Raw genomic sequence first — 22,596 nt, 5'->3', positions numbered from 1 at the left:
CGCGCTCTTCGTCCCTCTTCTTTTTGACCCAACGCCAGAGTGCCGAGGTGCCCGTTTGAGGTAGATCGTGCATGACAGCACGCAGTATTGTATGATATCAAATGCTATGTTCCGTATAGCTGGGTTAGGGTGTGTCGCGTTGCTCGTGGCCCTTGGCCTACTTATGCTGTGGCCGCCACAAAGCAGCCTGCCACGTAGCTTTGCGGTGGGAACACTTCATCATCAGGAGGATACACCCTTTCTGGGGGCTTACCATTGGACAACACCCACAGGCATGTTGCAGATCCCCGTGCATTGGTATACACCGCACGTCATGGTGCGCCAAATGCTGAGTGCGGGCAGCGAAGCACGCCCTCTGACACTTGATAGCCCAGGGGGTCCAATAATTTTTATGCTTGCGGCGGGGCAAGTCCGCACCTACCACTACCTTATGCCCGTTTCAAGTGGTTGGGTCACCGCCGCCTATCAAATTGAGGATGTTGGCCCGCTCACGGGTGATCCGCGCGCCTTAGGCTTTATTGTGCAAAGCAGTGAGGTCGTGTATCTGGCTGGCCCACTCTTTTGGCCCAGCCCGGCGCTTATCATGCTCGCACTTACGCCCTCGTTGCTCATCGGGGTGGTCTGGGTGTGGAGTAGTGGTGGGTGGCGCTGGTTCTTCTTTCTGGGGCTTCTAGGTGTTCTTTTGCTCAGTTACGTTGCCGATGGCGTTGCGTTGCTGATTGTGGCCCCCAGCTTGGTACTTGGATTGGTATGGGTTGGTCTGTTGGGATGGCTCTATGGCAAGCTCTGTCGTGAAGGATTAACCGTTTGGCCAAACCTCGTGCTTGGCCTAAGCTTGGGCTTTACAGCTGTTCCCCTTTTGCTCGTCTTGATTGGCGCAGACGGCATACTGCCCAACGCATGGCCTCTGCTGTTGGTGCCGTTCGTGATGGTCTTAGGCAGTATGCTGCCTGCATCTCTTCCCTATCGTGGCATATTAGCCATGCTGGCCGGTGCTTGTGTGCTGCTCTGGGCGGGCTTGTATGGCTATACCGATGCGTTCCTACGCATGCCCTCTGACTTTCAAGCCTACTACGACGCGGCGCAACGCCTCCGCGCCGGGCTGCCGCTCTACGAACTTGATCAACTGGCAGCCAACGCCTTTGCGACCACCTACAAGTATCCGCCCCTCACCGCGCTGCTGCTCCTCCCATTAAGCCTGTTATCGCTAACTGCGGCCAGCAATGTTTGGCGTCTACTCTTGGTTGGGGCTGCCGTGGGCAGTATGGGCATGCTGCATGCTACGCACCCACCAAAGCGACGACGCATGCTGATGCTTATCGCGCTCGCCCTGCTGGTGCTGCTCTCCCCGATCAGTCGTTCGCTGCGCTTTGGGCAGCCCGAGTTACTCATCCTTCTGGGTGCTGTGATCGCAACGTACCTCTTTCTCCGGGGTTACCACTGGCTCAGCGCCTTGCTCTGGGCCTTATTAGGCCTCGTCAAGATCTACCCGATCCTGCTGACTCTGCCCTTGATCATCGTGGGACGTAGGCGCTGGGTCTTGATGCTGGTGGTATGCACCATTGGATGGAGTCTGCTGAGTCTTGTTGTAACGGGGTGGGACTTGATCTTTTGGCTAGAACTCTTTCCGACGCTTGGTGCCCGCGATGGTCGTCTGTCCAATCTTGCGCTCTCTGGTGTGCTGACGCGCATCATCGAGCCTGCGGCCTATCGGGGCAACATCGCGGTGTCAGCTGCGGGCCTACCGGTGCTGATCAGTAGTGGGATGCTTGCCCTCGCCACGCTGGGATTGCTGTGGCAGCGTCGCGCTGCTTTGGCCCAACACATCTGGCTAGCCTTCAGCCTGATGATCTGCACCGTCTTGTTGATTATTCCTGTGGCTTGGGATCACTACCACGCCATGCTCCTTGTGCCCCTGATCGTGAGCCTGGGGTGGCTCGGAGATCCTGGCGATCACGCGCTACTCTGGTTTGGTGCTTATAGCCTGATCATCTTTGGTGTAGCGCGCGACATCTGGCCGACTGAGAGGGCGTTGCTCGATCCGCTCACAATGTTCCTACGTTCTTACCGTGTGATTGGCTTGGGCCTACTCTGGTTTTGGTTTGTCCGCCAACTTGCCCAAGCTCCCAATCTTACCAAAGCACTATGAGACACCTCTTTGGCCTTTTGGCTATCCTGATGCTGGCCGGGATCATTGCCATCCAAGCGCCGCCAGTTACGCATTACACCATAGGGACAGCAAGTGAAGCACAGGTACCCTATGGCTTCTGGTCGGCTGAAACGAATGGAGAGGAGAGCTATCGCTGGAGTGATGGCGATAGCCGCTTGCGCTTCTTTGGCTACGCAACCGCCTCGCGCCTCGCGGTAACGCTACGCATCATTGGTCCGCAAGGGTCACGGGGCGAAACCACCAACATGGTGTTGGCAAGCGGCCCAGTGACGCTGTTGGCGAGCGAGCCGCCTGCGGCGTGGCGTACCTACCACCTGCTCGTGCCCGCCGTCGGGCCTGCGTGGCAGACCCCCGAAATCTTGCTTGGCGGGACAGTGACGGGTGGGCAGCAGGGCGATAATCGCAGGGTGGGGGTGGCGGTCAGTCGGGTTGAAGTCGCCCCAATGGGCGAGCGAAAGCCGGTAGCCGTCATAGAGTACGCTGCCTTCCTCATGCTTTTGTTGCTGCTCCTCTGGTTTGGGTTGAGCCGCTTGCTTTCGGTTTGGCTCGCGCTGGGCTTGAGTCTATTGAGTGGAGGCGGGTTATACCTATGGTCATGGCTTGATCCGATCGGCATGGGCTTTTGGTTGCCACCGCTCTGGGCCAGCGTCTTGGTGCCAGTGGGGGCCATTGCACTCTACTGGTCTGCGCAGTGGCTAGCGCCCCACATACGCCAGCGGGAGCGTTGGTTGCTCGTGGGTTTGGGGCTTGGCTTGGTGGGGGGCATACTTCTACGGAGTCAGCTTTGGTTTCCCTTTGGCGGAATGTTCCTGCTACTGGGGACACTTCTGGCAGCGGCCTCTCTTGGTAGGCGAGAGGAGCCCACCAGTGCTGCGCAGTCTATCGTGGGAGTCAATCTATGGTATCTCATTGGCATCCTCGCCTCTCTGTTCTTGGCTGGTGGTTTGCGCCTGATCGCGCTTGATCACATCCCCTTTGGCATGTGGCGCGACGAGGCGCGTCATGGTTTGGTGGCCTTGCAGATCCTCAATGCTCCCGACTATCGGCCCATCTTTGTACCCGAAGCCGACATTCCAGCCCTGCTCTTCTACCTTCAGAGTGGCAGTATTGCCCTTTTTGGGCCGACGGTCTTTGCGCTGCGTAGCGTAACAGCGCTGGCGGGGGCGCTTACCACCGTAATCATTGCCTATCTGGCCCAACAGATCTGGGGGCGCACGACGGCCATCGCCGCTGCGCTTATGCTGGCTGCTTCGATGTGGCACATCTGGCTAAGCCGATTAGCCTTTGCCGCCGTCCTGGATCCTCTCTTGACGCTCAGCGCCCTGGCGCTGCTCTGGCGCATCTGTAATGGCAAGAGTTCAACTAGGTGGCAGATCTTCGAAGGGGTACTGGCCGGCCTTGCCTTGGGGTTGGCGCTCTACACCTACCATCCCGCCCGCCTGATGCCATTCGCTGCCGCCCTGTGGGTTGCCTTGCGCATAGGATCCGATTGGGCCGCTTGGCGTCGCGCCCAATGGCCTCTTGTCGCCTTTGGGTTGGCTACCCTCTTGGTTGCGAGTCCATTACTTGGGTACCTCTTGACCCAGACAAGTGATTTCAATCAGCGGGTGAGCCAAGTGGGGCTCTTCAGCCGTGCCGACAAGGAGTGGTCATTAACGATGGATCTGGATTATAATGTCCTGCGCTACAGCTTGATGTGGCATGTTGCGGGCGATGAGGCGGCCCGTCACAACATTCCAGGGCTACCAATGCTTGATCCTCTGACGGGGCTACTGTTCCTTATCGGCCTACTTGTGCTGCTCCTCCGTCAAAATTGGCGCGTCAGCCTACCTCTGCTGGCCTTGCTAGGAGTTGGCCTCGCCCCGGGCCTGCTCTCGCCCGATGCACCACATGCCGTGCGCACAGTGGATGCCATCGCACCAACGATCCTCATCGCCGCTTACGCAGCCGCCCAGATCACGCAGAGCCTTGCCCTGAGTATGCCGCGCCTGAAATGGGGGCTTTTGGCGAGTGGGGTGCTTTTTATTGCTATCGTGAATGGCTGGAGTTACATGGGCCGCGTGCCCTACGACCAACGCATGTGGGATGCTTTTAGCTATACCGCCGAGACTAGTATGGGCCAAATTATTCAACAAGGTGTCTGCACTGGCCCGATCTTTATGCCTGAAGATTATGCTACGAGTGAAGTGCTTGCGTATTTAGCCCCAGAAGCGACGGTTATCCCCTTCGAGTTGCATCAACTGCCCGCAGCTTTTCCGCATGGTGCATGCCTCTTCATTCCGAGCGAAATCCCTGCCAATCAACGCGCAGCGTTAGAAGCCATGCTAGAGGGGGTACAGCCCCAAGTGTTACAACGCTATCCAGGGCGTGAAGCTCCGGTTTTTTGGATCTACCGGGTTTAGGCCAGGTTTTAGCCTGATAACACTGAAAACTCTTTCCTGGCATCACATTTATGAAGAAACTATACTCCTCACAATGGTATACGACTTCCATTGCCATCCTCTTCGCCAGCATCATCTTCATCCTCGTTCATCAGATCCCGCAGCCATCACCGGCTTTTTATCGTTTCTACAGAGGCATCCACGACGTAGAGCAGGGGTCGATCGGAGCATATGTTTGGTCACAGCCCGATTTTATGCTAAACCGCCCTCTTGAATGGGCGACACGGCAAGTATTGATTACCCAAGAGATGAGTGCTGGGCCAACTGCGGATATGATGCGTCTGTTACAAGTGAGTACAAGAGATATAACGTTTGACTTTATGATCCAAGGTGGATTACCTTTGCGTACTTATTCTTATTTATTACCAAGTAATTCAAGCTCACTTGATATTAATTTTAACATTCTACCAATTGATCATGATTTTCCTAATGATCAACGTAGTCTTGGTTTAATCCTTATAGGAACAGACATAAAACCAATGACAACGTCGCATATACCGAGCTTGTCTGTGCTGAGTTTTTTTACGATCCCTTTTGCACTCTTTCTTGTCTGTCTGCATTGGCGTGGTAGATATTGGCCTGCGCCCTTGCTGTTTGCCATTTTGCTTGTTATTGCATTTTTCTATGCCCAGGATCGTTATCTAGTTCTGCCGAGTACAATTGCCCTAAATTGTGGCCTCCTTACCATTGCTCTATTTAGCTATCTCTGCCGACGCTTGCTTCAGTTAGCAACTGCACGTGATTGGATATGCTATACCCTCCTCTTTGCTTTAGCTACGGTGATCGTTCCTTGGATCTACATTGCTACTGGATTGACGCTCAATCTGAGCCGACAATGGCTTGGTCAGTCAATATTTATTGGCACTTTGCTTGGCTTGCCGGTACTCAGTTGCATCATCTACCTGTGGTTTGCGCCAAACCGTACCGTTCAGTTAGCATTGGTGGGCCTTAGCCTCATCGCAGTATTGACCTGGGGGTTGCTGAATCTCAACCTTGCCCTCTCACGAGTTGCACTTGACTTTCCTGCTTACTACAATGGCGCTCAACGTGTTTTGCTTGGCCAACCACTCTATGAACTCGAGCGTCTACGCAACGAAACGTTCTCAGTTACCTATAAATATCATCCCCTTTTTCTCATTTTTATCTTTCCGATCGCCTTTACCTCATTAGACACAGCCATTACCCTCTGGCGCTCGCTGGGGATTGCCTTAATCATTGCCAGTACTATCATTGTTGTTATTAACCAGCCACGAACGTATTGGTGGCCTCTTGCGCTGCCAGCACTGATCGTTGCCACCAACCTTGCCCCAGTCTGGGAGACACTGCGCTTTGGGCAGATTGATGCCCTGCTCCTCTTTGGTATTGTGGCCGCAAGTGCGACGTTTTACCGCTCTCCCTGGCTTAGTGCCACGATCTGGGCAATCTTGGGTTTGGTGAAGATCTATCCTCTCTTCCTCCTTCTTGATGTATTTCTGCAGCGCACTTGGCGCTGGTTGTTTAGCGTGGGCCTAATGCTCCTCTTGGGAATTGGACTCTCTTTGCTGCTCGCCCCCGTAAATGAGCTCACCTTCTGGCAGGATGTTGTACCGCTGCTTGGTGAACGTAACGGACGTCTAGCCAATCAATCTATCTACGGCCTGATTGTGCGTCTGCTCGATCCCAATCTGATCTTTGAAGCTGGCGCTATGCCCAACAATGCTATTGCTAATCTGCTTTTTCTGGCATTGGTGCTGCCCATCTTTGGCTTGACCCTCTGGCGACTCTATGTCTACCCGATGCCGCTATGGGATTCTATGAGTCTGCTTGTTTGTACAAACTTGTTAATCATGCCGGTGAGTTGGGATCATTATCAAACGATTTTGGTGGTACCACTCATCGTTGCTTTGGCTCGTCTCTTGAAAAACCCCAATATGCACGGCTTTTTATTTGTTGCTGCATATGCAATGCTCACGTTTGGCACTACAAAGAACCTCTGGTTGAGTGTGGTAGAGCCAAATAGTTTCTGGATTAGCTTTGCTGCCTATCGCACCCTCGGTCTCTTTCTCCTTTGGCTCTGGTGGTTGCGCTACCAGCAACCTGATGCTTCAAGGCTTCCAAGTCGTTTGGGACACCAGGTACACGTGTGTGGCGGCGACCCAGCGTAGCACCACTTCCACTTGGTCAGGATTTTGTAGCCACTGAGAGCGATATAACCTATATTGATTTACAAGAATGACAAGCGTTTGAGTTTGTGCCGTCGTGAAATCTGGAAAGGGTATGTCTTCAATAGCACGTATTTGATTGTCCCGCCCTCCTGCCGCCGGATTGGTATAAAGAAAAGCATTAGCTAGAGGGCTGTTGAGTACGGATGCGATTTCCTCCAGAGAGGTGTTTGCCTTGGCCCAAATTCCGTGAAACCTTTGATAACAAACTAGACCCTGATGATCTATAACTGCTGCAATTCGCCAGGGGCCGCGACTCAGGCGAGCCGCATTGGCGATTACTTTTGGCCGATCCCACGGTAATTTGTAGGCCTCATACAGCATAACCGAAGCATCGGTATTTAAAAATGCGAATTTGCCCGTAAAGAACGGCTCAAAGTTGTCTTTTGCACTGACAAGACCAGCAGCAAATCCCGATCTCGGCTCACTGCTCACTAGTTCTGCTTTATGAGAGCTCATTGGAACGCGGTATTCGATACCGCGATGCACCTCCGCAACATCACCAAGCCGAGGTAGTCGACTAAGAGTTTCCCATACGCGCCAAAGCGGTGTACGCCAGAATACTGGATAGCCAGCGGCATCTACCGACTCAGTTGGCAGATCCTCTTGCCAAGTAGGAATGCCAGTCTGCAGGAAGCGATCATACTCCTGTTTGTTGAGGGAAGCGATCCGGCGGCGTGGACTACTCGTGCGTACACCATGCCTTAACCGCCCGTTTGGCCGCGCCTGCTCGCAGGCGTGTTTGTGTTCCACGTGTTGGTACATCGCTGAAGGGTGGATTGCAGAGCACAATCTTGGCCTGTTGGAGATACGTGTCGGTGTATGGCGACGAAAAAACATCTGCCTGCCTGATATCCCAGCCATCAGGATTAGGATAGTCAGCAAGGATCAGTGAATAGCGGGCCACTTCACGAGCAAACGCATCGAGTTCCATCCCGCGTAACATGCGCACGAAATAGTCATGCCGCTGGTCAGCATCCATTGTCGAGGGAAGGACTGTGCGAAGCCGTCCAAGCGCAGCAATGAGAAATGGCGCGTGCCCAGTGAAGGGCGCAAAGACACGCCGCTCATCTTGTGGCAATTCGTCGAAGGGCAGTTGTTGGACAATGTACTCCGCGAGATGTTCAGCGTAAACCGCTTTGCAGGTGGCGAGCACATCGCGGAGCAATTGGTCAAGCTTCTTGTGAGTTATCCCCTCCAATGTAGGAAGCAACCCGGTATCAAAAAAGTCAAGTTGAACAGGTCCCCGAGCGAAACCGATGGACTTGGCCCGCAGAACTGCGTCAGGATTCCATTCGTTGCGATTCGCATGAAAAGCAGTGCTGAGATGTTCCGGTGCAATCTCTTCGATAAACGTCGGCGCACCAGTGGCAGAGCGCTGGTTTTGCCTATCGCTCCTTCGCGAGAAAGATGGTCATCTTTAAATAATGTAAGCAGGCTCGGCGAATGATTTTCTGCCGTTCTGACGCCCAAAACGAGTTATGTAGTATAGAACGCTTGGTTCATGGTGTCAATCTGATCAAAGGCATAAGCACGGCAAACGCACGTGCCCCATATTCGACGGCACCCAGGTCACATGTGCCCACGCGGGAGGCGTCGCGTTGATCGGTGGCCTGGCAAGCCGTCGGATCACCAGCGTCAATGAGTGGGCTGCCAGGTTGTGGCAGCAGGGTTCGCATCGGGAAGCGTCCGCCGTTATAGGCCAGGTTGCCGAGCAACAGATCTCCGGTGAAGGCATCCCGATCGGTGGCGGCGCTCAACGACGCGCAACTGCCCTGGCTCAGGTTGTGACCGAGCGATTGAAACAGCCCGCCATCGCAGTTGACCGGATAGCCAAAGATGACCGTGTTCACGAGCTGCACCACGCCCGGATTGGCCGGGGTCTGCGGGGAATCTTCGTAGATCGCATTGCCAGCAATGCCAGCCTGGTTGTTCGCCAGGGTGGCATTGGTCAGCACGGCATAGCGCCCGTAGTGATAGAATCCTCCGCCCAACCCGGCAACAACATTGCCCGCAATGGTGACATTCGTCAAGGTCAGGTTGTCGTCGGAAGCCTGATAGATGCCGCCGCCGTTGTTGCCAGCAAAGTTGCCCTGGATGGTGGCATTGGTGACAAAGGCTGTGCCGCCCGCGTGGTACAGGCCGCCGCCATTGGGCGTGCCGCTGACCGCGTTGGCGTAATTGTTCACCAGATTGACCTCGCGCATCTCCAGCACGGTGCCATACGAATTGACGCCGCCGCCCTCGTAGGCAAAATTATTGGCAAAAGTTGTCTTTTCGATCACGGCTGTGCCGTTGATGTTCCAGAGCCCGCCACCACTGCCGGTTGTCTCGTTGTCATCAAACAGGCTGCTCGTCACGGTCAGCGCCCCACTGTTTTCAATGCCGCCGCCGTAACCCGCCGTATTCTTGGCGAAGGTGACGGTTGCTAGATCGGCGCTGGCACCGCTGGCATTGTAGAGGCCGCCGCCATCCAGGGCATAATTGGTCGTGAAGGAGGTATGGCGGGCGATGAGCGCACCGGTGGTGGCGTTTTCGATCGCGCCGCCGCGCCCGGTTGCACCATTCGCCCGATTGTTGGCAAAGCTGGTATTCGCAATATCCAGCCTGCAGCCGTCGTTATAGATCGCCCCGCCCGTTATGGCCTGGTTGCCTGCAATAACGCTATCGCGGATGGTGAGTGAACCGTCGTAACAATAGATTGCCCCGCCCGAAACAGCCGAGCGATTATTCCGGAGTTGCACGTTTTCTACAATAACTTGCGCCCCTGAGGCTTCGATTGCACCGCCGCTGACGAGCGCATCGCCGCCTTGCAGAATGATCTGTTGTAGGCGGAACGTGATCGGCCCGACAAAGAAGATCCGCTCGTTCGGCCCGGCGTTGAGGATAATGCGCCCACCGCCGTTGATCGTCACATTGGCTAGATTTACCACTTTAGCCAGGCTAAGCTGGATGGTGTGTACAGACGGGCCGCAGTTGAAGGTCATCACCCCGCCGCCACTGCTGACTGTGGCGAGCGCTACGTCAAAGGCGGCCTCGGTGCAGCTGGCTGGAGACCCATCACCCACCACCGCATCAGCGGCGCGGGCCGTCTGGTGAGCGCCAACCAGGAGCACCACCACTGCGAACAACAACCATAAAGAAGCACGTGTTCTTTTCTTCATCATCGACATGCTTATTGTTCCTGGCAAATCCACTGCATCTTCAGATCCACGCGTGCGTTGGGGTCTGGCGCACTGACTTGCACCGAGGGAATTTCGACCAGGCCTGTGGCCTCAAGCAAACCCGACCCGTCAGCAGCAGACCCAGCAACGCCATGCGGAAGGATTTGAACGTCTTCATCATTTGGTCTGTCCTTTGTCGAGAACCGTTACACTTGTAGTTTCAGGCAGTTCGATGCTTAGCATCAGGCATCAGATTAGCCTGGATATGAAGAATACCGGTTTTGCCATGAGTGACGGCTCCCAAGCGTAAACGCTTGGGCTTCAGAGACTGCCGCCCCAGTCTCGTGCTCCATGGAGCACATGGGTGGAGTGTGGCCTTTGGATGCACGTGCCTGTGCTGGCTCTCAGGTTGGCCCCTTCCGCCGAACCAGTGCGCCACATGACCTTGAACCTTTTCCCGAGCAGAGGCTTGTCCGCTCGAACCGGCAAGGCTCACTTGGATAGGTGCGAACACCCATGCGTATGATAAGCCTCGTACGCCTGTTCGTCAAGGGGCTGAAGCCGCTGAAGCGCGTGAAGGGCTCATATCCCAGCGCTGAAGCTGCTGGGCTTTACGCCCTATTTTCGTAAAGGTGACATTTTGTGACAAAGTTGCCAACGCTACCCGCTTCGTTTGGCCCGGCCTTGCGGTTTTTACGTAAGCGTGCCCACCTGACCCAGGACGAACTCGGTCGGCGCGTTGGCTACAGTCGGGAACAGATCGCCCGCCTGGAAAATGGCTCGCGCTTCCCCGACTTGACGGTGGTGGCGGCGCTCTTTGTGCCGGCACTTTTGATGGAAGATGAAACGCCCTTGATTGAACAATTGCTCAAGCTTGCGGGCAACACTCGCGTTACGCAGGTGACGCCTACCCGCACGCGGCATATGCGTGGACAGCCGATCCGCGCCCCCATAGTCACCCCAAGGCTGCGCGTCCACAGTCCACCCACTCCGCTGCTCCCATTGATTGGGCGTGAAGCCGAGGTCAACGCTCTGCTTGACCTGCTCGCAAGCGAGCGTCTTGTCACCGTGCTTGGTGCGCCGGGCATTGGCAAGACGCGTCTGGCGCTGGAAGTAGCCCGTGCGGCGCTGCCCTTCTTTGCGCATGGAGTGGCGTTTGTCTCGCTGGTCGATGTCGTCAGTCCTGCCGATGTACCGTATGCCGTCTTGCGCACGCTCGCACTCACCCCGGTAGCACACCAGTCGGTTGACGATGCTATCGCCGCTTATCTGGCCCCTCGTCACCTGTTGCTTGTGCTGGATAACTGCGATCACATTCTCGATGCTGCCCCGTTCTTCACGGCTTGGCTCGAGTGTGCGCCGTATCTCAAGCTGCTCTGTACCAGTCGCGTACCGCTTGATGTGTACGGCGAACAGGAATGGCCGCTCGGCCCACTGGGCACCCCTGATCTTGCGCAACCACCTGATCTCGACATCTGGCGCAGCCGACCTGCCCTACAATTGCTCTGTGCCCGCATTCGTGCCGCCGACCCTGCGTTCACCCTGACGGAAGCAAACCTGTTACCGCTGGCAACGCTGTGTATCGCGTTGGATGGCTTGCCACTTGCGCTCGAACTGGCCGCTGTGCGCCTGCGGGATCTCGCCCCCGATGTGCTGGTGCAGCAACTATTGACACTGCGCAGCAACGGGCAACCTGCTTCGACCTGGTTGCAGCAAACCCGGCGCAACGTCGCCGAACGCCACCGTACCCTGCAAGCCGCCATTGCCTGGAGTGTGAAGCGGCTGACGACCGCCGAGCAGATTGCCTTCGCCCGCCTGGGGGTCTTCATTGGGGGGTGCAGCCGCGAGGCCGCCCTACAGGTTGCTGCTGCCGAACCAGAAATACTGGTATGCCTAGAGCGTACGAGCTTGATCAAGCTTCAGGACGAGCGCATCACGCTCCTCGAGACCTTGCGCACCTACGCCTTCGAGCAACTTACGGCCAGTGGCAACCTGGCTGAGTGCCAGGCTGCTCATGCCGCGCATTACACCGCTTTTGCTCAGGATGTCTTCAATGGTCTTCAGGGCGAACAGCAGGCCTTCTGGATGCAACGCGCCCTGGCTGACCACGAAAATTGCCTGGTGGCGCTACGCTGGGCCCTGGCGAGTGAGCATGGTGAAATTGCCATCACCATCGCCGATAGCTTGTGGTGGTTTTGGTATCGGCGCGGCTTGTTCACCCTGGCCTTAGAGATGCTCACCGCTGCTTTGGGCCTTGCCACCTCGGATCAATCTCAACCTACTCGGGCCTCCGCCCTCAACGGCCTCGCCTCGATCTACCTAGTGTTAGACGACTATACGGCAAGCTTGGACTGTCACCGCGAGGGGTTGAGCCTGTGTCGGGAGCTTGGTGATCGTCGTGGTACGGCCACTGTATGCTCGACCTCGAACAGGCCCGTTCTAGGTTCGTGATCTAGCCCCAATAGCTTGCAAAGAAGGACGAGAAGAGACCTCACAGGTCTTGATGAGGGCGTCCCAAGGCGAACGCGCCGACCTGTGAGGTCTGGCCGTGCCGTGCCGTGCCGATCAAGGATTGCCAGGAAAAGACCTCACCGGTCTTCCCGCCCCGATGAAGTCTCCTCCAGACCTGTGAGGTCTGGCCGTGCCGTGCCGTGCCGATCAAGGATTGCCAGGAAAAGACCTAGGGCGATGGCATTATACAAAACCGGAGACAACAAGACGTGCGATCAGGGCACCCGCAAGGGGTGCCCTGGCGGGGTACTACATGCCCGCTCCGCAACTGCTGCGGCTGAACATCTTGCCCAGGCTCAGATCAGGCGTCAGACCGTCAAACGCCCCCTGACGCCTCGTGAACAAGTGCGTTATACTACCTTGATGCAGGCCTTGTCGGGTGAGGAGATAAACCTATGTCACACACAAGCGATCACATCTTGCGACAGATGTTCAAACGGCTAAATCCTCTGATGTTATGGCATTGGCGCTTGGGAATGGGAGCGTATCTCAATTTTTGGCCGTCAGGCATTGGGCGTTTTCTTGTCTTGAGCCATACGGGTCGCAAAAGCGGTCGCCTCTATCGCACGCCAGTCAATTACGCCGAGCGTGATGGTGACGTGTATGTCACGTCAGGATTTGGCCGAAGCGCCGATTGGTATCACAATCTTATGACCCAGCCGCGCACTGAGGTGTGGCTCCCCGACGGACGCTGGCTCGTTGAGGTAGAGGATATCACGGAGAGCGCGGGCAAGACGGCGATCATGCGTGATGTGCTAAAGGGAAGTGGCTTTGCCGCCTATCTGGCCGGGATCAACCCGCACCGTCTGAGCGATGCGGATCTGGATAGTGCCACTACCTCGTACCGGCTGCTGCGTTTGCATCGCGTTGCTCCTCTAGCTGGAGTTGGTGGGCCAGGCGACTTGATCTGGCTCTGGCCCTTGCTGGTGCTCCTCGCTTTCTTGATAGGCCGAGTGTGGCCCCGTCGCTAAATGAAGGAACAGTGTGATTGCTTTGCCTCGTTTTCGCTTGCCGCAGCGTATCCATCTGGTGCCTTTGCTGGTGCTGGTGCTGATTGCTCTGCTGCTTGGGTTGGTGTTGCGCCTCGCACCGCCGCTTTTTGTTGATCTTGGTGAGCCTGGCGATAGCCGCTTTATCAGCGGTTTTTATCAACCCGAATTTGGGGCTGGTGAAACCTTTCGCTGGAGTGGCCCCGAGGCTCGCTTGCTCTTGCACGGCGCGACGCCTGCGCCATCGTTCCTGCGTCTGCGCCTCAATGGCGAGCGTTTGCTTGCCCAGGGAACCCCATCGGTGGTCTTGCAACAGGCTGAGGTCGAGGTTGCGCGCTTTGATGTGCAGGATGGCTGGCGTACCTATACGCTGCTCTTGCCCCCTGATGCCGTTGCGACGACATCGGGCGTGGCTCGTCCACTCAACCTGGTCACAGCCGTCAGCGATCCCGGTGTCACCGCCGATGATCTTGATTTTCGACCCCTTGGCGTGCCTGTCGCCGCCCTTCAACTTGAACGCATCGGTGGCATCCAGACGCCCGCGTTTGCCCGCGCAGCGTGGCTGACCTGGATGCTCGCACTGGTCGTTGCTGCCATTGCCTGGCTCGATGCGCTACTCTTGCCGCGTCAACGCCGCCATCTCTGGCAGCGGGCGAGTCTGGTGAGCGCGGTCGGCGGCGCGCTCTTGCTTGTCTGGGCCTTCCGTGATCCTTCGGGTCTTGCTTGGGCGCTCCCGCCCACGCCGTGGATCCTTGGCACGGCTACACTGTTGTTGGCTGTTGTGTCCGTCAGCACTCTCCCCATCCTGGGAGCGCGGGTGTCCCGCCCGCTTCATAAGCCCAATGTCGCGTCGGCGTCTGGTGTGCTGACCCTGATCGCAGCGATGGCGCTGCTTGCCGTGGCGGTTGGTCTGCTCAATACGCAACTCAGTGTCGCCGGCGGGTTGATCCTGGCGCTCGTGGCACTTATGCTGATGGCCGGTGGCCCGTATGGGCTCGGCAAGGATCTCTGGACGCAGGGAGACCCCGATCTTTCCCGGAAATATGCCCTGGTGTTGCTCGGTCTGACCTTGCTGCTTGCCCTTGGGCTTCGCTTCTATCGACTTGATGAACTGCCCTTTGGCCTGTGGCGTGATGAGGCGCGTCACGGCATGTTTGCCCAGTTAATCCGCGACTACGCCGACTATCGCCCGATCTACATCGCTAGCGACCGCGTCAACATGCCGGCGCTCGGGCTCTACCCTTTTGCGCTTGCACTGCACTTCTGGGGCGAAAATCTCTGGTCAATGCGCGTTGTCAGTGGTCTCGCCGGTGCGCTGACCGTCTTGCCCCTCTACGGTTTTGCCACCTGGCTGAGTGGCCGTCGCAGCATTGGCCTGCTCGCGGCACTCTTGCTCGCCGTTTCTAGCTGGCACATCACCGTCAGTCGCCTCGCTTTTCCCACCGTCTTTGATCCGTTGCTGACCCTCAGCGGCCTCTGGTTGCTTGGCTGGGGGCTTTGCGTTCAGCCTTCCGCCGCTGCAGAGAAAGAGTTGACAGCCTTGTCGGTTGGTCAACGCATCCGTGCCTTGCTCGCCTGCTTGCTCGGTGGGGTTTGCCTTGGCCTAGCGGTGCAGACCTACCACACAGGGCGGATGGCCCCGATCATCGCGGCGTGGCTCGCGCTGCTCTTGCTGCTGCGTGCGCCACGGGCATGGCGCGGGTGGCTGGTGGGCAGCCTGGCGGCAGCGGTGGGCCTGTTGCTGACTGTGACGCCGTTGCTACTCTATGCCTTCAATCAGCCCGAAGCCTTTAACGACCGGGTGAGCCAGGTCTTTCTCTTGAGTGAAGAAGCCCGGCTTGGCGAACCGCCGCTGCGTATGCTTGACACAACCCTGCGGCAGCATCTGTTGATGTTTCACGGCCAAGGCGATTTGAATGGGCGTCATCACGCCCCGGGGCGTCCGATGCTCGACTATGTCACGGGCATCGGGATGCTGCTCGGGGTTGCCGGATTGCTCCGTTATCCACTTGACTGGCGGAGCCTGATGCTTGCGGGGGCTCTGGCGCTTGGCCTGGTGCCGAGCGCGCTTGCTGTCAATGGGCCACACGGCTTGCGTGGGTTTTCAGCGGCGGCCTTTGCCTTCATGATCGCCGCAGTGGGGTGGGTCGCCCTCTGGCAGAGCCTGAAGCAACGCTGGCCTGCCGCAAGCAGACTGCGGTGGCTAACCCAGGGTGTTGGCGCAACGCTGGTCTCCCTTGTGCTTGCGCTCAATGCAACCGTCTATTTTGTGCTCATGCCGCCTCAGCGCGAAGTCTTTCTCGTCTTTTACCCGGTGCAGAGCCAGATGGGCGCGCATGTCCGTGAGCTTGCCGAAGCAAACGGCGGCACGCTCGCAACCCAGGTTTATGTCCCCGAAGTTGTGCGCAGCGACCCGGTCTTTGCCTTTCTCACCACCGGCCTGGCCGTGCAGAGCTTTGCGGGGGCAGAGCTCTCAGAGCCAGCGGAGCCCGACGCGATCTTCCTGCTTTCGGGCTATTTTGCCGCAGACGAAGCCGATGCTCTTGCCCCCATCCTTGGTGTCAACGCGAAGCCGACAGCCGAGGGACCGGCCTTTCCCGACGGCCAGGGCGTCACCTTTTATGTATACAAGATCGACCGCACCGCTCGAATATGGTCAGGCGTCGTCCGGCAGCACCCGCCGATGAGTTGTGCCCCGAGCGCATACCAGGTACGTGCCTGTGCCCCAAAATCGGCACTTGAACACTCCCCCGACCACGACCGTGATGCGACCTTGTATTCTTCACCCGAATTTGGATAGACCACAATGGGCCGTGTCGTCACGCGGCGGGCCGTACGGATCAACCCGTTGAGATAGCGCGGGGCCGTGCAATTGATGCCGAGAGCGGCAATTTGGGGGTACGCTTCGAGCAGGGCCACACAATCGGCAAAAGACTCACCTTGCGCAATCGTCTTCTCGTCGCGTGCCGTAAAACTGATCCAGGCCCACATCTCGGGAAATTCGGGCAAGAGGCGCGCCAGCGCACGCGCCTCGGTGAGACAGGGGATCGTTTCACAGGCGAAGAGGTCGGCCCCTGCGGCCGCGAGCACCTCCATACGTGGCCGATGAAACTCCATCAGGGCCTCTTCGCTCAACCCATAGTCACCACGATACTCAGCGCCATTGGCGAGAAACGCACCATATGGCCCGACCGACGCAGCCACGAGCGGGCGCGAACGGCCCACCCGGTTGCCACGGTTGGCCCAGAAATGATCACGGGCCTCAAGCGCAAGGCGTACCGACTGCTGCATTAACGCAGCGGCCACCGCCCGTTCAAGCCCCCGGCTGGCAAAGCCCTCAAAGGTCGCTTGGTAACTCGCCGTAATCGTCACATCAGCCCCGGCCGCAAAATAGTCAGCGTGAACCTGCCGGATCAACTCCGGTGCCTCAAGCAAGATCTTGGCCGACCAGAGCGGATCATTGAGGTCGCAGCCGCGTCGCTCAAGTTCGGTTGCCATCGCTCCATCAAGCACCAGAAAAGGATGCATCTGAAGCATGTGCGCAATAGGATCCATCCGTCTCTCCCCAAGAAAAACGCTGATGCTGGTGAACCAGCGGTGCCCCGCAGGGACTTATATCGCATAAACCCTTGCCCTTATTATAGTACGGATAGTACAAAGCAAGTTCTTTGAAACCGGAGCGTGTATGCTGGAAGAGGACAAGTCTTTATCTAATCAGTTTCGTTAGCCCAGGTAGGCAATGTGATGAAGGCAACGTGGCATGCATCCGCAGGTGTAGTATGGTCTACAGTCTGATCGAACTGCCCCCAAAACAAACAAGTCCTGGTGGAGTGGAGAAGAGCCCCATGTCTGAAATAGAGCAAACCCGGGCAGCGCCAGGCCTGCAGCGCATATTCTTGCGTCATAAAATTGAAGAGGAGTTGCTGGGCAATATTTTGCCCTTTTGGATGTACCGTGTCGTTGATCGTCCGCGTGGCGGTTTTTATGGTGCGGTCACCCGTGATCTGCGGTCACTCAACGAAGTTCCACGCGTGGCGTTGATTTGTGCGCAGATCCTCTGGATCTTTGCGGCTGCTTATCGCACCTACCGTCGCCCCGAATATCTCGAAATGGCCGGTCGAGCGTTCCGTTATCTGCGCCTCGCCTTCTGGGATGAAGAATATGGTGGTATCTTCTGGACGGTCGATATGTGGGGGCGACCGCTCGATACGCGCAAGACGACCGTTGCGCAAGCGATGGCAGTGTATGGCCTGGCCGAACATCATAGCGCAACCGGCGACCCCAATAGTTTGCAGCTTGCCAAAGAAATCTTCCAGTTGATCGAGGCGAGTATCTACAATCCGCTCTGTAATGGCTATAGTGAGGGTTCCAACCGTACCTGGCATGTGCCGGTCTGGGAAGATGAGCGCTATACCTCGAACTACGGCTATCTTTCGATGCCGACGCTGCTGCATTTGCTCGAAGCTTACACGAATCTCTTGCGCATCTGGGACGATAGCCTGCTGCGCGAGCGCCAGCGTGCGATGATCGAAAACATCCTGACGCGAGGCATCAATCCAGCGACGGGCCATCTACGGCTTAGCTTTGATACAACCTGGCGGCCCCTGACTGGCAATATTTCGTACGGCCACGATAGTATAAGTAGCTGGTTGCTCGTTGAGGCTGCCGCCGTGCAGGGTAACCGTGACCTCCAGGCACGGGTGCGCGAAGCGGCCCTGGGGCTTGCCAGTGCTGTCTATAAAGATGGCCTCGACCCTGATGGTGGGGTGCGCCCGGTCACCAATAGCGTTGAACGAAGTTGGTGGGCTCAAGCCGAAACCCTGATTGCGATGTATACCGCCTTCCAACTCTCCGGCGAAGCCTGCTTCGCCGAGGCAGCGGCTAATATCTGGTTCTATATCGAAGACCATTTCATTGATCGGGTGCATGGTGACTGGTTCAAATCTTTGGCGCTCGACGGTACTCCCCTGCCTGATCGCTATAAAGTGGGGATCTACGAACAGGCCTATCAACACCCTCGTGCTTGCATGGAATTATTGCGGCGCATGCGTTAGAGCGAAGCCGTTGTTGCTGATCAGACCACAAACGCCAGCTTAGCTGGCGTTTGTGGTCTGATCAAAAGATTTCCTTATGGCGACGCAACAGGCTTGCTTCCTCGCCGAGGCCCCATCCAACGGAAGATTGGGTTTGCTCCGGTCTGTAGGTGATCAATGAAACTCAGTAAGAAGAAGCCGATCACTGCCAGCAGCAGGGCGATCCAGAATTCTGGGCCAGCAAAATTGGGCAAAATATTCCGCTCGCGCAGTGGCACAACTTCACCGTGACGATCAAGCATCGTCTCGAGTACCTCTTTCCAGGGCCAGATTTTGCGCAATGAACCTGCCATAAAGCCGACCAGTACCGCGACTGTCACCCCATGATAATGCTTCAGCAACCAGCTTAAGATGCGCGCAAACCCTAGCAAACCGACGACGGCTCCGAGCCCCAGCGGAATGATTGCCAAGAGGTTGAACTCTGAAACAGCATTGAGCACATAGGCATATTGCCCGAGAATAAGCAAAATAAAAGAACCTGAAATGCCTGGCAAAATCATCGCCATAATCGCAACAATGCCACTTAAAAAGAGGGTCAATGGATCATTTGGCATGTTGAGGGGCACCAGGCCAACAATAATAAACGCGGCAACCGTACCAACCACGAGTGCTGCCAGGGTTGCCGGGGTCCAGCGTGCTGTTACACCAACAGCGATAATCGAGGCAAGAATCAAGCCAAAGAAAAAAGCAAAGAGGTAGACCGGGTAATTCTCGAGCAAAAAACGCATCGTACGTGCCATGGAAATAATGGCACCCCCGATGCCCAGCCCGAGCGGAATGAGAAACATCCAGGGAACCTGGCCAAACGCCTCACGCCATTGACGCTGCCATAACAGCTGCAACAGGCGCACATTGAAGGATTTGATCGCATCGAGTAATTGCTCGTAGACCCCAAGAATGAACGCCATTGTCCCGCCCGATACCCCTGGGATCAGGTCGGCAATGCCCATCGCAAACCCGGTCAAAAAGAGGCGTAGCGCAGAAAAAGGCCGACGTGGACTTGTATCTTCAGAATTCATGTAGCTAACTCCATTATTTTAAAAACCGCTCCCCCAGCACCGGCAACTGATTCAACGGCCCTGTACGCACGCGGGTGTTTGGCAAGGAGTCGAGGAACTGCTGACCATATTTCTTGCTCAATAACCGGCGATCAAGTACGACCACAATGCCCCGATCTTCGCGACTCCGGATCAGACGCCCAAAGCCTTGCTTGAAGCGCAGAATCGTCTGCGGTACCGAAAATTCGCCAAACGGATCCTGAAAGCGCTCGCTACGGGCTGCAAAGATTGGATCGTTCGGTACGCTGAACGGAAGTTTTGTAATCACGAGCACCGAGAGCGCGTCGCCAACAACGTCTACTCCTTCCCAGAAACTGTTTGTGCCGAGCAAGACTGTGCGTGGGAATTCTTTGAAACGGTCGAGCAACGCCCGCCGACTGCCATCAATCCCCTGCGCCAGTACCGCAATCTCCTGGGCTTCTAGTGGTTCCTGGATCGCATGGTAGGTCTGACGCAGGGCGTTGTTCGCGGTAAAGAGGGCCAGTGTGCGCCCACCTGTGACGGTGCAGAGTTCGATCAGCGCCTGCTCAATCGCCTGTTGATATCCTCGCTGATTCGGTTCGGGGATGTCACTCGGGATATAGACCAGCGCCTGTTTTTCGTAGTCGAAGGGCGATTCGAGCTCCAGTTCGTTGGCCTCAGGTAACCCTAGCCGATCTTTGACAAACTCAAAGTTTGCCTCGATCGTCAGCGTTGCCGAGGCAAGCACACTCGTTGCTTTTTGCGCAAAGAGTTGGGCCTGCAGCATGTCGGCAACACTCAGTGGTGCCGCCGTTAGGGTCAGGGTGTCGCGCTGCCGATCCAGCGTCAACCAGGCAATGATCGCTTCGTCACCAAAGATGATATGCCCGGTCTTGACCCGTACATCTACGGCAAACCGCCCCAGGTATTCGACCTGGAGCAACAGTTCCTCGTATCCGTCGACTTTGCTCGCATCCAGATTGCGCAGTTGCTCTTCGATCTGAGCTAACCCTGTGCCAATGACCGTCAGGATGTCGGTCATGTTCGCCCAGACGACTTGTACCTCTTGCCACGCCACCTTCTCGCGAATGCCCGGAGTAAGCCGCAGGCGTGGGTCGTACTGGTTATCCTGCCCTTCCCGGATCACAAAGGCATTCAACAGGTTGAAGCATTCGTACACTGCGGTGCGCGCCCGTACCAGCGCCGGTCGGATCAAGTCGCTCGCTTGCGCAATCTTTTTCGCCACAAGTTCGTCCACGCCCGCCTGCAACGCCGCCGGCAGTTCACTTAGCAAGCCGCTGACAACCTGCGCTCCGCCCGTCTGAAAGATATCATCGAGAAACTTCAGCATGGCCGCCTGATCGACCTTGAAACTCAGTTGATCCGTGGCGACATCTTCCAGGTTGTGGGCTTCGTCAACGATCAGGTGCGCGTACGGCGGCAAGACATGCGCTTGCGCGGCGAGATCGGCAATCAGTAATGCGTGGTTGACCACCAGAATATGCGCGGCTTCGGCCTGACGCCGCGCCTTGAAAAAGAAACATTCGCGAAAATGTGGGCACCGCGAGCCAATGCATGTCTCGGGCGTGACGTTGACCCGATTCCACGCGCCGTTTTCCCGATCCATCAGCAGCAACTCGGCTTTATCCCCGTTCTCGGTCGTAGGAACCCAGAGTTGAACCTTGAGCAACATCCGTACCTCGTCTGGGTTCAGGTTCTCACTCCGCTGCATTTCGTAGTACCGTTTGAGACAGAGGTAGTTGCCGCGCCCTTTGAGCAGTGAGGCCGTAAAGGGAGGCATGCTACTCGCGGCCATGATCGTTTGCAAGGCCGGGAGGTCTTTGAAGAAGAGTTGATCTTGCAGGTTGATCGTATTGGTTGAAATGACAACCCGCTCGCCGCGGCGAGTGGCGAAAAAGACTGAGGGAATCAGGTAACTCAACGATTTCCCGGTACCCGTGCCCGCTTCAACGAGCAATGGTTCGCTTAGGTTGAAGGCTTCCGCCACCGCCTGCGCCATGTGTACCTGAGGTGCTCGTGGCTCGTAGCCGGGAAATTGTTGCCCGAGTGGGCCGTCTGGTGCAAAGAAGGCCGCAATCTCATCATAGTCAAGCGGACGTGCGTCACCCGTGGGTTTGAGTGGTTGTGGCTCACCCGAGCCTGGCGGCGGTGCTATGTCAAAGATCGTTGGGGGTGGCTGTATCCGCCCTGGCAGCGCTGGCTCAAAAAAGGCGTTCCGTGTCTTCTCCCGCAGCGTATGCTCAAAGAGATCGCGCATCGAGAAGTCAATCTTGTTGATCAATCGCATGATCTCATTCAAGGCATCGAGACTCAGCGCTTCGAGCAGACCAAGCAAGTGGTTGAAAACATGCGCTGTGACGATCGCATCATTGAGCGCACGGTGGGCATCAGGGTGCGGTACACCGATCCGCTCGGCGAGTGCGCTTAGTTTGTAGATCGGTGCCTGTGGCATTAGCAGGGTTGCTAGTTCAAATGTGTCATACGTCGGCTGTGTAAAGTTCATGCCCTGCGCACGGAGCATGCTCAGGTCAAAACTTACCGAGTGCCCCACAATCGGGTAACTCTTGATAAAACGCGCAAAGTCCCCTCCAATCATATTGAAGAAGGGCGCCTCGGCTACATCCTTGGGTGCGATGCCCGTCAGACGGGTGATCTTCAGCGGCAGCGGCTGGCGCGGTTGCACAAGCTGGCTGTAGGTGTCGAGCAGTTCATGACGACGAAAGGTAACCGCCGCGACTTCGATCAGTTCATCCGTCCCCGGAACCAGCCCTGTTGTCTCAACATCAACCGCCACATAAATGCGCTCGTTCATAGCTAGCTTTCCGTCACCAGATCCTGTGCTTATGGCATAGAAATGCAGCCTAGACTTACCTGCAAAGATGGGCAAGTCCAGGCTGCATTATACCCTAATCTACTCTGCGCAAACGTGAAACCCTTTGCGCCGTTGCGCCGTTGCGTCAAAAAACCGGTCTTCTTTGCAAAGAATG

The 22,596-nt window shown here is 56.7% G+C and carries 12 protein-coding genes; 6 read left to right on the top strand and 6 right to left on the bottom strand.

Translation table 11 applies throughout. The annotated features are described in order from the left end of the window. Window positions 1–91 precede the first annotated feature (91 nt). Genes EKD05_RS17300 through EKD05_RS17290 form a run of 3 tightly spaced genes read left to right on the top strand, consistent with a single transcriptional unit; the run spans window position 92 to window position 6,755 of the window. The gene (locus EKD05_RS17300; RefSeq protein WP_129675008.1) at window positions 92–2,149 is read left to right on the top strand and encodes a glycosyltransferase family 87 protein; all 2,058 of its coding nucleotides are present in this window, start codon (window positions 92–94) and stop codon (window positions 2,147–2,149) included. After that, entirely contained in the window at window positions 2,146–4,572 is a 2,427-nt protein-coding gene (locus EKD05_RS17295; protein ID WP_129675006.1) for a glycosyltransferase family 39 protein, read from the top strand. The genes EKD05_RS17300 and EKD05_RS17295 overlap by 4 nt, the downstream gene beginning before the upstream one ends. Before the next feature lie 50 nt (window positions 4,573–4,622). Beyond that, window positions 4,623–6,755 carry a glycosyltransferase family 87 protein gene (locus EKD05_RS17290; RefSeq protein ID WP_129675005.1) on the top strand — a complete coding sequence of 711 codons (2,133 nt, stop codon included), beginning with the start codon at window positions 4,623–4,625 and terminating at the stop codon, window positions 6,753–6,755. Here the strand turns inward: EKD05_RS17290 and EKD05_RS17285 are convergent. From EKD05_RS17285 to EKD05_RS17275, 3 genes are all read right to left on the bottom strand, one after another. Beyond that, on the bottom strand, window positions 6,696–7,247 hold the full coding sequence (locus EKD05_RS17285; RefSeq protein WP_129675003.1) for a hypothetical protein: 552 nt from the start codon (window positions 7,245–7,247) through the stop codon (window positions 6,696–6,698). The genes EKD05_RS17290 and EKD05_RS17285 overlap by 60 nt on opposite strands. A 247-nt stretch (window positions 7,248–7,494) precedes the next feature. Beyond that, window positions 7,495–7,980, bottom strand: a complete 486-nt coding sequence (locus tag EKD05_RS17280) for an N-6 DNA methylase (protein ID WP_165360780.1) — start codon at window positions 7,978–7,980, stop codon at window positions 7,495–7,497. A 334-nt stretch (window positions 7,981–8,314) separates the two neighbouring features. Further along, window positions 8,315–9,985: a choice-of-anchor Q domain-containing protein gene (locus tag EKD05_RS17275; RefSeq protein ID WP_129674999.1), complete on the bottom strand. Its 1,671-nt coding sequence runs from the start codon at window positions 9,983–9,985 to the stop codon at window positions 8,315–8,317. Between the two features lie 633 nt (window positions 9,986–10,618). Here EKD05_RS17275 and EKD05_RS17270 point away from each other — a divergent pair. Further along, a complete protein-coding gene (locus tag EKD05_RS17270) occupies window positions 10,619–12,427 on the top strand; it encodes a helix-turn-helix domain-containing protein (protein ID WP_129674997.1) in 1,809 nt (602 codons plus the stop codon). Between the two features lie 455 nt (window positions 12,428–12,882). Continuing rightward, window positions 12,883–13,458, top strand: coding sequence for a nitroreductase family deazaflavin-dependent oxidoreductase (locus tag EKD05_RS17265; protein ID WP_129674994.1), 576 nt, complete (start codon window positions 12,883–12,885; stop codon window positions 13,456–13,458). Window positions 13,459–16,095: 2,637 nt separating this feature from the next. Here the strand turns inward: EKD05_RS17265 and mmuM are convergent. Beyond that, window positions 16,096–17,031, bottom strand: coding sequence for a homocysteine S-methyltransferase (gene mmuM, locus EKD05_RS17260; protein ID WP_129674992.1), 936 nt, complete (start codon window positions 17,029–17,031; stop codon window positions 16,096–16,098). Between the two features lie 290 nt (window positions 17,032–17,321). On the opposite strand from mmuM, the gene EKD05_RS17255 reads away from it, so the two are divergent. Then, on the top strand, window positions 17,322–18,530 hold the full coding sequence (locus EKD05_RS17255) for an AGE family epimerase/isomerase (protein WP_165360779.1): 1,209 nt from the start codon (window positions 17,322–17,324) through the stop codon (window positions 18,528–18,530). Between the two features lie 74 nt (window positions 18,531–18,604). Here EKD05_RS17255 and EKD05_RS17250 read toward each other — a convergent pair whose 3' ends face one another. After that, window positions 18,605–19,588 carry a DUF368 domain-containing protein gene (locus EKD05_RS17250; protein ID WP_129674987.1) on the bottom strand — a complete coding sequence of 328 codons (984 nt, stop codon included), beginning with the start codon at window positions 19,586–19,588 and terminating at the stop codon, window positions 18,605–18,607. 13 nt (window positions 19,589–19,601) lie between these two features. Beyond that, window positions 19,602–22,421 (bottom strand): helicase C-terminal domain-containing protein, encoded by a 2,820-nt coding sequence (locus tag EKD05_RS17245; protein ID WP_129674985.1) that lies wholly within the window; start codon window positions 22,419–22,421, stop codon window positions 19,602–19,604. Window positions 22,422–22,596: the final 175 nt, after the last annotated feature.

Origin of the sequence: Candidatus Chloroploca sp. Khr17 (genome assembly GCF_004138165.1) — a bacterium.
In the GTDB taxonomy this organism is placed as follows: domain Bacteria; phylum Chloroflexota; class Chloroflexia; order Chloroflexales; family Chloroflexaceae; genus Chloroploca.
This window is presented reverse-complemented; position numbering and strand designations above follow the sequence as displayed.